This is a genomic window from Rubellimicrobium roseum, assembly GCF_006152145.1.
Taxonomy (GTDB): Bacteria; Pseudomonadota; Alphaproteobacteria; order Rhodobacterales; family Rhodobacteraceae; genus Rubellimicrobium; species Rubellimicrobium roseum.
The window spans coordinates 1-12916 of sequence record NZ_VDFV01000006.1; the positions used below are offsets into that span (position 1 = coordinate 1).

A 12916-nucleotide genomic window follows, 5' to 3' on the forward strand; every position below is an offset into this window, starting at 1 on the left:
TGCGCCAAAGGGGTCCCGTTTGGACGCCGATCACCCCGGAAGCGGGGTCCTTATTCCATGCTGATCAACACGTTGGCCGGGCCATGGTGCAGGACGGGTCCCGGCAAGTCTGCCTCTACAGGCGACGGCGTCCGCGACGGTATGGCAGTCATCCGACCGGGCCTACCTCGGACCGATGGTACGCCTCAGATCTCAAGAAGCCGCTGGAGGTCCGCTCTGCGGTAGATGGGTGTGGCGCGGAGGGACAGGATGGACACGGGCCAGATCCGATGAGTGGTCAGCGCTGCGGCGAGCTCAGATTTCGATTGGCCCAACTCCCGCGCGAGCCTCGCAAGGGAGACGTAGGCCTTATGGAACGCCTCGACCGAGGCTCGGTCGATCTGCGTCATGGCCAGCGAGGTATTCGGCACCTGTCCTGCTTGCGACCTTAGAAGTCGGAGATCGATGAGCCGCTTGAGGGCCTTTGCCGGAAGTCCGAGGTAAGTGCAGGCCTCCGAGTACGAGTAGTAGTGCGTCGGAGGTGGACCGTGAACGATCTGACGCAGGCGCTCTGCATTCACGACTAGATTGAGATACCCTGTTGCGCCCGGCCGACGTGACACCGGCAGCTTGCCGTCCAGAATGGCGCTGAGAGCTGCGGCAGCTGAGGCCTTGGCCATCTTCACCGCCAGCGGGATAGACACCCCGGCTTGGCGCTCGCCATAGGGCACAAGCCTGGCCTCGATCGCGGCTTCGAAGCGCGCGATTTCCGCTTCTTTGAACCGCGGTCGCATACCGGCTGAGGCACGAGTGGGCACAAGCAGTCCGGCCTGGATCAACGCGTCCATCTGTGACCGGGACATGTCGAGGCGTGCTCGGGCCTTCTCAAAAGTCAGGCCCCCCACATGGGCCGCCACCAGGGGCAGAGCGTCTTCTACCGAGAAGATCTCGGCCGCGTCACCCCGCTCGTCTGCGCTCTCTGCCACCAAGCCCCCCGCGGCCAGGATGCGACGGAGAGTCCGGGCGTGGATCCCCCATTCTATGCTGGCTGTGCGGATGGAGTGCCGCTGCCATTCAGTGACCTTGTGGCCCAAGACCCTGGTGCCGGGCCGAAGCGGCCAACGGTCGAGAATGTGTTGCCGCAGGATAGCCCGGAGCGGCTCGAACTCCGGACTCTTACCAGCCTGGCTCGTGGCCCAGGTGTGGAGCGGGGCGTAGCGCGCCTGTGGACCGTCCTGCGGTGTACCGCGGCTGGTGCGCAGCTCTTCTAGGGTCTCGCTCAGAGCGTCTGGCCCTTGCGCAATGATCTCGAACCCACGCGCACCGGCGGTCGCGAGCTCGGCTTCCGAGAGTGTCTCCAGCGCCCCCATACGTCCCCGGATCAGGGTGACGCCCAAAACCTCGGAGAAGCGTGCAGCCGCATGGAGAGACAGGGTGTCAGGCCAAGTCGCTCCCGCTCCCTTGCCGTGGGTGAGCCGGCGGACGACAAAGCGGTCCAGATCGCTGGCGCTGCGGGGCGGGGGGTCATTGTCAGCGTCCAGAGATGGGTGGAGTCGATCGGGCTGCGGCGCCACGACGTTGCTGAAATCGAGGGCTTCGTGGCCTCGGTCGACTGGAAGCCTGACCAGTGGCAGATCGTGGACAGGGCAGGTCCGGAGATAGGAGAGCAGCCAGGGTGCCCGTCCGTGTACGGCCAGACTGGCCTTGAGATCACTGGATCGAACGTCGTCCCGCAAGCAAGCCGGGCAGACACGGACCTCGCTACGGACGCACATGCCGGTGGGAAGACTCTCTCCAGCGAGCGTGATGTGACCAGGTCGACGTTGCTCAGGCGTGAAGCGCCGCAGCGCCTCTGCGTCTGCTCCGCCCAGGTCAGCCAGCTTGGCCACTGCAGCGTCATGGCCAGTTCGGACCTGGGCCTGCAGCACTTTGAAGTCGCCCAAGAACGATGTCAGCCTTCGGCCATTCAGTCGCCCAAGACGCGAGGCAAACGACCACAGAGGCTCGGTTGATCCGAGAGGAACAGTTAGTCTGAGGGCAGCCACGATGGCGATCTCCAGGTCGTCCTCTACTTCTTGCCGCATGCACGGGTTGGGTAGAAGAGACCTTGGATTGACCGTCTTCGGACCTACCGATCCGGCAGCCGCAAACGAGAACGGCAACGGACCTCATAGACGAAGGGATCGTATCGGCCCGCGTGCTGTCCTCGACGCCATCCTCAGGATTGCTCCTGTTCGTTGAACACGAACACCAACTCCCAGCGGCCCGGCTCCTCTCTCGTCCAGGCGTAGACCATTCCGTCGACCTCGGCCGCGAACTGGAACTGGTCGTTACGATCGGCCTCCCGCTCTGAGACCGGGCGAAGTCGGCCGAGCACCATGAGCTGCATCGCTGCCTGCATCCAGAGCGGAGTGGGGCGCTCACCGAGATAGACCGGCAGGTCCGGCCAGCTGGCGTTCGTGATGGACGCCGTGCCTACCTGCCCGATTAGTGGAGTGGCGCCTAACCTATCGCTCGGGTGATGCAGGTCCGGATTGCTGCGGCTGTTCTCGACAGCCTTCCTCATGATCCGCCGGCTCGGCATCAGTGCATCCTCCGAGATGTGACCGCATCATCGATCCCATGTCCGACCGCACGCGGCCCCAGTGAAGTGTCACCCATCAGGCGTAGGCCCGGGCCGGAGGGACGAGGCTGCAGGGCTCCGAAGCTCGACCTACGCCGGGCTGGCTCAGGCGCCACGAGGGTATGCAGCCCCGAAGTCGTGAGTTCATGTCCCGTCGCACGGGACAGCCCCGCCCGGGTCGGCTCACAGCCGGGGCAGGGGCCTCCGGTAGACGAAGCAGTGCGACCCGTCTTGGGATCGGGCCCGTAGGCCTTCAGAGGTGCTGGACGGCTCTGGCCCTGCTGTCGGGCGTGACAGGCGGCATCGGCGGTGTGCATCAGGTGGTCGTCGCCTGGGCGCCTCAAGAGATCGGTTTGGCTGACAGGTAAGAGGGGCCACTTCGAGGCGGAGTGGAACGCCATTGGCATGGGTCGTGATCCTTGCAGGAGCGCAGGAGGGGACCGATGCAGAAGATCGACGCGAAGGGCCGGGATCAGCTAGGGGACGAGGCAGGCCAGCGCGCACGAACGGTCCCCGGGGAGCGGGGCGTCACAGGGTGACCGTTCGTATGAGCTGCTGAGTCGGCATATATTGATGCTGCCCGGATCGGGATCATCGATCAAGAACAAAAGTAGAACGAAAGTCTCGGCTGCTCATCGCTTGCCTCCGGTCGCACGTCCGTCCGTGTTCCAGTCAAGCGTATCTAAAGTCGCCAGCAGCTCGTCCGTGCGCACCTGCGGCCACTGTCCGCGTCCGGACTGATATCGAGAGCGCCTCTCGTGAGAGCGGCGCCCTCATAGCCGCAGGTCAGCGCCGGCGTGCCGACGGCAGCCCGATCCCAAGGTAGAGGAGCTGTGGACCATAGTTCCGACCTTTGGGCGCTCGGCAATCGAGCGGAACGGACTAGGTGGATCCAGAGTAGGCTCAGTTTTGGCTGGGCTCATGGTGACGTCCTCGGGAGAGACATGAAGGTTGTCCTGTTCGGCCTCGGAGGCCTGCTGGTGCTTCTGAGCGCCTTTGCGCGTGTCCGAAGCGCCCGGTGGTGGATCCGCTTCGCCGACTTCCCGCGGATGCAGATCGCCTCCGGCCTGGCCGCGGTTCTCGCCCTGCATGCGGTCGTCTTCGGATGGCAGAGCCGGGCCGACGTCGTCTTCACCCTCGCGGTCACGGCGGCGCTGCTCTACCAGGGATGGCGGATCTTCCCCTACACGGTCCTTGCGCCCAAGCAGGTCATGGACGCCCCATCGGGCGACCGGGCCCGGTCGATCCGGATCCTGGCGACCAACGTCCTGATGCAGAACCGCGACGCCCAGCGTCTTCTGGCGCTGATCCGGGAGAAAGACCCCGACCTCATCCTGGCCCTGGAGACCGACAGCTGGTGGACCGGGCAGCTGGCCGTGCTGGACCGGGACTACCCCTTCCGGCTCAAGCAGCCGCAGGGCAACTGCTACGGGCTGAACTTCTTCTCGAAGCTCGAGCTTCGCTCGCCGCAGGTGCGCTTTCTGCTCGAGAACGACATCCCGTCCGTCCGCACAGGCGTGCGCCTGCGGTCGGGCGACTGGATCGAGTTCTATGGCCTACACCCCCGGCCGCCGGAGGTGCAGGCGGACACCGAGACGCGCGACGCCGAGATCCTGATGGTGGGGCGGGAGATCCGGGCCGATGGCCGGCCCTCGATCGTGGCGGGGGACCTGAACGACGTGGCCTGGTCGCACACCACGCGGCTCTTTCAGCGGATCAGCGGCACGCTGGACCCCCGCCGGGGCCGGGGCATGTTCAACACCTTCCACGCCCATTATCCGATGTTCCGCTGGCCCCTGGACCACGTCTTCCACGAGGCCTCGTTCACGCTGGTGCGGCTGGAGCGGCTGCCTGACATCGGCTCGGATCACTTCCCGGTCCTCGTAGAGCTGCACTTCGAGCCCAGCGCCGAGACGCGTCAGGACACCCCCCAGCCGAACTACGTCGACCTGGACGAGGCGGAGGAGAAGATCGAGGACGGCCAAGAGGCCGCGGAGGAGACGCGCAATGGACAGGCTGTGACCCAGGGCCCGACCCGCGCCGCACGAACGTCCTGACGCTCCCTCTGTGGATCGGCGCAGACCCATCCTGGCACACCGAGGCCGTCGGGGGCGGTCACATCATCAACACCCCTAGGACCATCGCCGATGCCGCAAGGAGTGCCGCGCCCGCTCCATACGACCTCGCATTGCCCAACGTGGGGTGGACAGCAGTGAAAAGCTGGGGCGTCACCTCTGGGTGATCAAGCGCACGCTGGCTTGGCTCAACCGCTTTCGCCGCCTCGCCATCTGCTACGAACGATTTGCGGACATCCACCAAGCCTTCGTCGTCCACGGCTGCGCCCTCATCTGCCTCAGCCAGATCAGACGGCTTTGTTAGATGTTGTAAGTGGCGTCGGGCAAGCTGCTGGACATACGGCTAAAAAACGGCGAGAGAGATTGCAGGGCATCAATATAGGCATCGACGTAGGCCTCATAGGCGCGGGTCCGCTCCGGTCTGGCTTGCGCAACAGGTCGAGTCTCGCCGGCGAAGCGGCGCGCTGTCCCGGGTAGGTCCGGGAACAAGCCCACGGCATGGCCGGCGACAATTGCCGCACCGAGCGTACCGAACTCCTCCCGGTCCATGCAACGGTACTCGAGCCCGAGCGCATCGGCCTTGATCTGCCGCAGCACCTCCGACCTCGCGCCACCTCCGATGTTCACCGCGAACTTCGGGTCGTAGCCCGGGGCGATCTCGCGGACAGCGCGGAGATAGAGCGCATATTCGTAGGCAATGCTTTCCATGATCGCGCGAACCATGTGGGGTTTCTCGTGCCGCCATGTGAGGCCAAGGAAAGCGCCACGCATGTCGGGATCGTTGGGCGTGTTGCGCCCAGACAGATGGGGAAGGAAAATGAGCTTCTCCGAGCCTGGCGGAATCTCCCCCGCAGCCTTGGCAAGCTCGTCGTAGGGGTTTGCTCCCTGCTCCTCCCACTCGGCCTTCTCCAGGGGCGAAAGAGCATCCCGGAACCAGCGGAGATTAAGCCCGCCGCCCGCGACATAGGCCATCGGGAAATAGAGCCCCGGCACGACATGCGGGCAGGTCATCAGGCAGCGGTAGGTGGTATCGGTTCCGAAGCGGTCAATGACGGTGGCAAAGACCGCAGCCGTGCCGGACGTGTCGAAGACGGAGCCCGGATCGACCAGCCCGCCACCGAGGACATTCGCGCTCTGGTCCCCGCAGCCGGCAGCGATGGGCAAGCCTGGGGGAAGATTCATCTTCGCCGCCCAGTCTGGGAGCAGGTGCCCCACGATATCCCAAGGCTCACAGATGCGGGGAAGCTTCTCCGTGGTGAGCCCGAACTGTGCCAGGAGAGACTCGTTCCAGGTAAAGGTCTCGCCGGAGCCGAAACCCGAGAAGACGATGTATGTGCGGTCCATGAAGGCGTCACGGCCTTTGAGTCCCGCGAGCTTGCCGGCGACATAGGCGGCGGGCTGGATGAAGCTCGCTACCCGGTTCCACACGTCGGGCTGATCTCGCCAGTAGAGCAGCTTTGGCGCATGATTGAAGGCCAGCGCCATCCCGCATGTCAGGATGATTTCCTCCTCGTAAGGGCGGAGTTCCGCAAGCCAGGGAGCGCAACGGGTATCCAGCCAGCTGTCATAATGAGTGACCGGCGACCAGTCCGCGTCAATGCCCATGAGCCCCGCCATCTGTCCGTCCAGAGCCAACGCGGCAATCCGCTCGGGTGCGAGGCCCGCACGTTCCATGGCTGTTCGGACGGTGTTCACCACCGAGGTGAAGATGTCCTCCGGGTCCTGCTCCACGAGACCGGGCTGCGGATAATGGAGGATCGATTCCTCGAAGGCCTCTCCCTTAAGCCGGCCGTCGCGGTCGTAGATCCCGGCCTTGGTCCCCGTGGTGCCGATGTCGACACCGATGACATGGTCCTGCATTGGCTCCTCCCGAAGAACCATAGGAAACTGCGCGCCACCGCCGCGGCTTCCCTCCTTGGTATAACCTGCTGTTTCCCTGGACGGCGGCCCTCGTCATGGCAGCATGGTCCGCTCCGCCTGCCGGCTCCAGGCCTGCTTCAGAAGGGTGAGCGGTATCTCCGGCTGGCCTGGATAGATGACGACCTTGCCCGAAACCTGTCCGCTCGCGACCGCCTCCAGCGCGGACGGCAGCGCTCTGAGGCCCGCTACGGCCTTGATGTTCGTCGAAGGGTCCAAATCGCCTGACAGGACCCGGTCCATCACGCCGAGCATGTCGGAGACCGAGCAGCCGGTCGAGCCCGTGATTCTCATCCCGGAGATGGCCACGGCGGCAAGATCGAGCGGGATCCTGCGCCCGAAGGGAAAGCCCGCAAAGACGTTGAGCAGCCCATCGGGCGCGAGCAGGCCTGCGGCGGCCGCGATCGCCTGCGCCTCGGGGGCGACCACCACGGCGTCGTCGAGCCCGAGTGGGGCATGTTCCGCGACGGCCTGCAGGAGCGCCTCCATCTCGACGACGACCAGCGTCCGGCCGCGCGCGCGGGCGAGGGGGCCGAAGTCGGATTCGAGGTCGGCGAGGCGCTTGCCCTTTCGCGAGGAGGCCAAGATCGTCGCCGGCCCACGCTCAAGCTCGAGGAGCCGGTGGACATGGATCCGCCCCATCGCGCCGCCGGCGCCATGGACGAGCGCCACCCCGCCCGGGCGGACGTCGAAGCGTCGTCGGTCAGGGTACAAGGCCGTGGCGATGTCCGTCTCGGTGGTCCCGAGGAGGCTCAGCGCCTCATAGTGAATGCGCGCGGGGTCGAGTGGGACCGGCCCAGGCGAGGGGCCCTTTCGCGCCTGGAGCAGGAGGCCGCCGGGACGAAGCGCGTCGAATAGTGCTCCGAGCTCCGAGGCGGCGAGATCCCCCAGGGCGATGATGTCGTCGAACCGCGCCGCGCCGATCTCCGTGATCCGTTGCGCGTCCGACCCAAAGGCCGGATGCGTCCCGTCGCCCAGGACGGCGACCTCGGTCCAGCCGGGCCGCTCGGCAAGGGAGAACTTTTCGGCTCCGGGACCGAGCACGACGAGCGCCCGCCCACCGTCGAGAAAGCTCGTCCTTGCATTCGGCCTCCAAGCGCGCTCGATGCACCCATAGGGCTCGAGTAGCGCGACCTCCGCGGCGCTGAGGCTGTCGGGGACCTCGAAAACATAGTCGGCAAGCGCTTCGGGACCGAGCACAAGGTATTGGGCGAACCCGCCCGGCAGGTCCATCCCGATGATCCGCCGCTCCCCACCGATCCGCATCGCCGGCTGGAGCCCGAGTCGCTGGCCGGGGTGAAAGCGGTTACGATGGTCCGCGCCCACAGCATGTACCCGAAGCGAAACTTCGTGGCCAAGCACCGTGTCCGCGGTGGCGCCGTCCCGGAAGAGCGGGTGATCGGACCCCATCCGCGCGACCTTAATGTCCGACGAGCAGATCGAGACCGCCTCGACACGAGCGATCACCTCCCCGGGCCCGGGCACCGGAACCGGTGCCTCCTCCGGTCGGCTCCCAAGGAACTCCTCGAACGTGCTGCCGCGATACGGCCAGCGCCAATTGGTTGCGGGAATCATTCGCGGCATGCCGGGATCGGTGAGCTCAGTCCGTGTCATTCTGGCGCCTCGCGGTTCGGCTGGCTTGGATGAACTGGTTGCCCCGGCGAACCGCAGCGGTCGACGCCTCGTAGTCGTGAACCGCGACCAACGAGTAGAGCACGTCAATGGCGAGAAGCTGGCCGAACTTCGAAACCATGCTCTCGTAGTAAAGAGGCTCGTCGCCAGCGGGCTGGTAGCCGGCCGGAGTGATGAGCGTGAGATCGGCGTGTTTGGCGAGCGGCGCCTCGGCGAACGCCGTGATGGCGATCGTGGGTACGCCGGCCGCCTTGGCGGCATAGAGAGCGGTGACCGTCTGGTTGGTGCGCCCCGAGTCGCTGATGGCAATCGCCAGGGAGCCGGGCTGCAGCGAGCCCGCAAGCAGGATCTGGTTGTTGCGGTCGCGGTGGAAGATGGCGGGCTTTCCGATCCGCGCAAAGCGCAGCAGCGCGTTTTCAGCCGCGAGAGCGGAGAGCCCGGCGGCGAAGAAATAGAGAGTCTTGGCTTTCTCCACCATCCGCGCCGCCTTTTCGAGCACCACGGGATCGAGCGTCGAAAGGCAGGCGCGCGCAACGTCCGCGTTACGGTGCGCGACCTTGGTCAGGATCGTGGCGGCCGTATCGTTGCGGCCGATGTTCTCGTAAATCAGGCCGTCGTCGGGCGTCTGCCCGCGGGTCGGGGTCCCGCTCGCGCCTTCCTCCACCATCCGGAGCTGAAAGGCGCGGTAGTTCGGTAGCCCGATGCCTCTCACGAACCGGCTGATGGAGGCTTCCGAGACGCCACAGGACGAAGCCAGCTCCTTGATGTTCATGCTCCGCGCCTCTGCAGGCCGGGCAAGGACCGCGTCGGCGACCGTCCGAAGACTCGGCTTCAGGCTGCCCCTGAGGCTTTGAATATGCTGAAGGATGCCGATGTCGTCCGTCATATTCTGCCTTCCATCGCACCCGGAGAGCGGCGCGCTTCCCTCCGAAATTAGGCATCATAGAAAGGTTCTTTCAAGGCAGAGAATTTTATGGACAGAGATTTTCTGCGCCGCTAGCCTCCTATCACTCGGACGCTGCGCCGGGAGGACCATCGCCGTGAGCGCGGTGGCCGATGCCAGCGCCGGGACAACGGAGGAGAGAAATGATCGCACAGACTGCCGCCCCCCGTGCGTCCGCCACCGCCGTCGCGCTTGCTGTCGCGGCGGTGTTCGCGGGCCCGGCCGCCGCCCAAGAAGGGCGCACATACATCTACGCGTCGCAACTCCAGGGGCATCCCTACCTGCTCGACAGCCTTCTCGGCATGGACTACGCCGAGCAGCAGTTTGGCGTGACAATCGAGCCGCTCGGGCCGCAGGGCTGGGACCCAGTCGCGGGTGCGGAGGCGGTGGAGCAGGCGATCGCGCGCCAGCCCGACGGGATCATCACCACTCTTTGGGAGCCGGGCGCCGTTCCGGGCATCCGCAGGGCGATGGAGCAAGGGATCCCGGTCGTGGTGATCGAGGCGGTGACCCCGGACAACGGCGGCGCCCTCACCTTCATCGGGCTGGACAACTACCAGGCCGGCGTCGACACGGCCAAGGAACTAATCGAGCGGGCGGGCACCACGGGCACCTACGTCGCGTCCGGCAACTGGGGGGCATCCAATACCGACGCCAAGTTCCAGGGGCTCACCGACTATCTCGAGGCGAACTCCGAGTGGGAACTCGCGGGCCGGATCGACGACAAGGCCACGACCTCGACCGCAATCGAGGCGGCCAAGACGATGTTCAATACCTATCCCGACATCACGGCGGTGATCGGACTCGACAGCTCTTCCGGGACGGGCATTTGCCTGGCCGCCGAGGAACTCGAACTGGATATCGAGGACCTGACAGTCATCGTCCATGACCGTGAGGACCCCGTGCTCGAATGCATCGCGGACGGGGTGATCGACGCCTCGATCATCAACAAAACCGCGCTCCAGGCTTTCCTCGCGGTGCAAATGCTGGAGGCCTACAACGACCAGGCCGTCGGCCTCGCCACGGTCCCGATCTCGGCGGATAACGCCGTGGCGGGCGTCAACCCCTTCCCGCAAGCGATTTATATGGGGACTGAGGTGATCGATGCGGAGAACGTGGAGCAGTTCGAGCGCGCAGCCCTGCCGCAGTTCTGACCGTCAGGCCTGCCCGGAGGCGCATGGCCGCCGGGCAGGTCTTCGCGAGGGAAGATGCTATGACGATTGCTCAACCCGCCCGTGCTGAGGGCGCCAAGCCCGCAGGCGCAATCCTCGAGCTTCGGAACGTCTCCAAGTCCTACGGAGCGGTCCGTGCGCTCCGCGGCGTCTCCTTCCGCGTTGCCCGTGGCGAGATCCACGCAATCCTCGGTGAGAACGGCGCCGGAAAGAGCACGACGCTCAAGATCATCAACGGCGAGATCGAGCCGGACGAAGGCGAGGTTCTCGTGGGCGGAGCGGTGACCCTAGCCCGGGACCGGAAGGCGGGTGACATTGCGATGGTCCACCAGGAGCTCGCGGTCTTTTCCAACATGTCGGTCGCGGAGAACATCTTCGTGGGCCGGATGCCGCGTAGGAACGGGCGGATAGACATCGCCCGGCTGCATGCGCGGGCGGCGGAGCTCCTGCGCCTCTTCGGTCTGAACATCGATACGCGCGAGATTCTGAGAAGCCTCACCCCCGGCCAGCAGCAGATTGTGGAGATCCTGCGAGCCGTCGAAAGCGATGCCAGCCTACTCATCCTGGACGAGCCGACCTCTGGGCTCAACAACCACGAAGCGGAGACGCTGCTGTCACTCATCCGTCGGCTTCGCGACGGCGGACATACGATCCTCTATGTCTCGCACCGGCTGCACGAGGTCCTCGACGTGGCCGACCACATCACCGTGCTTCGCGACGGGCAGTACGTAGAGACGCTCGCCAATGACGGAATCAACGAGGGCGACCTGATTCGCCGGATGGTGGGCCGGGACCTCGGGCCGGGCGTGGCCGCCAACAGCGCCATGCTGGCCGATGCACCGGTGGCATTCGCCGTGCGCGGACTTTCGATGGCCGGACAGTTTCACGACATGCAGCTCGAAGTCCGCCAAGGCGAGATCGTGGGCGTCTTCGGACTCGAGGGCTCGGGGGCTGAGCAGTTCTCCCAGGCCATATTCGGCATCGTGCCGCCCAGCTCGGGCCGGATCGAGCTGAATGGCCGACCTATTCGCGATCTCAGCCCCGCGTCGCTGATGCACAGCGGCATGTCCTATCTCAACGGCAACCGCAAGGAAGCCGGTCTGTACATGGAGCGCTCCGTCGCTGAAAACATTTCGGCCCCCATCCTCGACCGACTCTCCCGGTGGGGGCTGGTCGACAGGCGCAAGGTCCTAGAACGCGCGCAGGAAGACATCCGGCGCTTCGCGATCCGGGTGCCGGGGCCCGAAGGACTGCCACAGCAACTCTCGGGCGGCAACCAGCAGAAGGTGATGGTCTCGGCCTGTCTCGCCACCGACCCGAAGGTGATCGTGCTCAACGAGCCCACGCGCGGAGTGGATGTCGGCGCCAAGGCCGAGGTGCATGAGGCGGCGCGGGCCGAGGCGGCGAAGGGTAAGGCGCTCCTCGTCTTCTCCTCGGATCTGCCCGAGCTGCTGCGGCTCGCACATCGCATAGTGATCATGCGCTCCAACCGCCTCGCAGGCGAGATCCGGGGCGTGGAGATGACCGAGGAGGCGGTGATGGCGCTCGCTGCCGGAGACCGGTGAGGAGGATGGAATGACGCCAAGCCAGCAGGTGGCGGAGGGCGTGAGCCCCGTACGCAGGTTTCGCGCCGGTGGGACAGGGGGCTTCGGATCTAACATCCTGCCGCTCGCGGCCATCACGGTCGCGGTTGCGGCGTTTCTCGCGGTGACGCAGCCAAATTTTGCGACCTCCTCGAACCTCGGCTCGATCCTGTTCGGGGTGTCGATAGATTTCCTCGCAATCATCGGCTTCACTTATGTGATGGTGACCCGGGAGATCGACCTCTCAGTGGGTTCGGTTTTCGCCCTGACGGGAATGCTGACGGGTTCGCTTCTGGTCGCGGACTGGTCCTTCTGGCCCGCGGCGCTCGTCGCTCTGGCAGTCGCGGCGCTGATCGGCTTCGTCAATGGCTTCCTCGTCGTTCGCTTCAACATCAACTCGCTGATGCTGACGATCGGAACGATGCTCCTCGTCCGCGGGCTCGCTAACGTGCTCGCCAACAATCTCGGCGGCCAGACCTATCCACGGGCGTTCCGGCAGTTCGCGCGAACCGATCTTTTCGACATTCGCATCACCATCATCATCATGCTCGTGGCGATCCTGGGCGCGTGGGTCTTCCAGCGTCAGTCGGCGCTTTTCCGCAAGATGTGCTTTATCGGCGAGAACGTCCGCTCTGCTCTGGTTCACGGCATACGCGTCGGCCGGATCAAGATCTTGGCCTTCATGGCGAGCTCCGTCACCGCCGGCGTGGCCGGCATCTTCACCGCCTCGCGGATCACCCATGCGGACACGCAGATGGGAATGGGCCTTGAATTCGTGATGGTCACCGCCGCGATCATCGGCGGCGCGAGCCTCTACGGCGGCCGGGGCGACCTGCGTGGCTCGGCGCTCGGGCTGTTGCTTCTCGCGCTCGTGCTGAACGGGATGATCATGTACGACATCGAGCCCGTCTTCCAGCAGTTCGTTATCGGCGCGTTGCTGATCGCGACCGTGACCTTCGACACTGTCCTCAACCGCCGTGCCAAGTGAGGCA

9 protein-coding genes and 1 pseudogene are annotated in these 12916 nt (G+C 65.4%); 5 read left to right on the forward strand and 5 right to left on the reverse strand.

The window, feature by feature from the left end:
* Window positions 1-185: 185 nt before the first annotated feature.
* Together FHG71_RS07430 and FHG71_RS07435 are read right to left on the reverse strand one after the other, a co-directional pair.
* Window positions 186-2063 (reverse strand): TniQ family protein, encoded by a 1878-nt coding sequence (locus FHG71_RS07430; RefSeq protein ID WP_139081003.1) that lies wholly within the window; start codon window positions 2061-2063, stop codon window positions 186-188.
* Window positions 2064-2197: 134 nt separating this feature from the next.
* On the reverse strand, window positions 2198-2563 hold the full coding sequence (locus FHG71_RS07435; RefSeq protein WP_139081004.1) for a hypothetical protein: 366 nt from the start codon (window positions 2561-2563) through the stop codon (window positions 2198-2200).
* A gap of 983 nt (window positions 2564-3546) precedes the next feature.
* Here FHG71_RS07435 and FHG71_RS07440 point away from each other — a divergent pair.
* Complete coding sequence (locus FHG71_RS07440; protein WP_139081005.1) at window positions 3547-4659, forward strand: endonuclease/exonuclease/phosphatase family protein; 1113 nt, start codon at window positions 3547-3549, stop codon at window positions 4657-4659.
* 79 nt (window positions 4660-4738) lie between these two features.
* Window positions 4739-4981 (forward strand): annotated as a pseudogene (locus tag FHG71_RS07445) (IS5/IS1182 family transposase); the annotation flags it as partial.
* On the opposite strand, the gene FHG71_RS07450 reads toward FHG71_RS07445, so the two are convergent.
* The 3 genes from FHG71_RS07450 to FHG71_RS07460 form a co-directional block, all read right to left on the reverse strand.
* Window positions 4978-6537, reverse strand: coding sequence for a xylulokinase (locus FHG71_RS07450; RefSeq protein WP_176559321.1), 1560 nt, complete (start codon window positions 6535-6537; stop codon window positions 4978-4980). The pseudogene FHG71_RS07445 and the gene FHG71_RS07450 overlap by 4 nt on opposite strands.
* Before the next feature lie 93 nt (window positions 6538-6630).
* Window positions 6631-8079, reverse strand: coding sequence for an alcohol dehydrogenase catalytic domain-containing protein (locus FHG71_RS07455; protein ID WP_176559322.1), 1449 nt, complete (start codon window positions 8077-8079; stop codon window positions 6631-6633).
* A 115-nt stretch (window positions 8080-8194) separates the two neighbouring features.
* Window positions 8195-9112 (reverse strand): MurR/RpiR family transcriptional regulator, encoded by a 918-nt coding sequence (locus FHG71_RS07460; protein WP_139081008.1) that lies wholly within the window; start codon window positions 9110-9112, stop codon window positions 8195-8197.
* Window positions 9113-9312: 200 nt separating this feature from the next.
* Between FHG71_RS07460 and FHG71_RS07465 the strand changes: the two genes are divergently transcribed.
* The 3 genes from FHG71_RS07465 to FHG71_RS07475 are packed head-to-tail and all read left to right on the forward strand — an operon-like array spanning window position 9313 to window position 12912.
* The gene (locus tag FHG71_RS07465) at window positions 9313-10323 is read left to right on the forward strand and encodes a substrate-binding domain-containing protein (protein WP_176559323.1); all 1011 of its coding nucleotides are present in this window, start codon (window positions 9313-9315) and stop codon (window positions 10321-10323) included.
* A gap of 59 nt (window positions 10324-10382) precedes the next feature.
* Window positions 10383-11906: a sugar ABC transporter ATP-binding protein gene (locus tag FHG71_RS07470; protein WP_176559324.1), complete on the forward strand. Its 1524-nt coding sequence runs from the start codon at window positions 10383-10385 to the stop codon at window positions 11904-11906.
* A 28-nt stretch (window positions 11907-11934) separates the two neighbouring features.
* Window positions 11935-12912, forward strand: a complete 978-nt coding sequence (locus FHG71_RS07475) for an ABC transporter permease (RefSeq protein ID WP_176559325.1) — start codon at window positions 11935-11937, stop codon at window positions 12910-12912.
* Window positions 12913-12916: the final 4 nt, after the last annotated feature.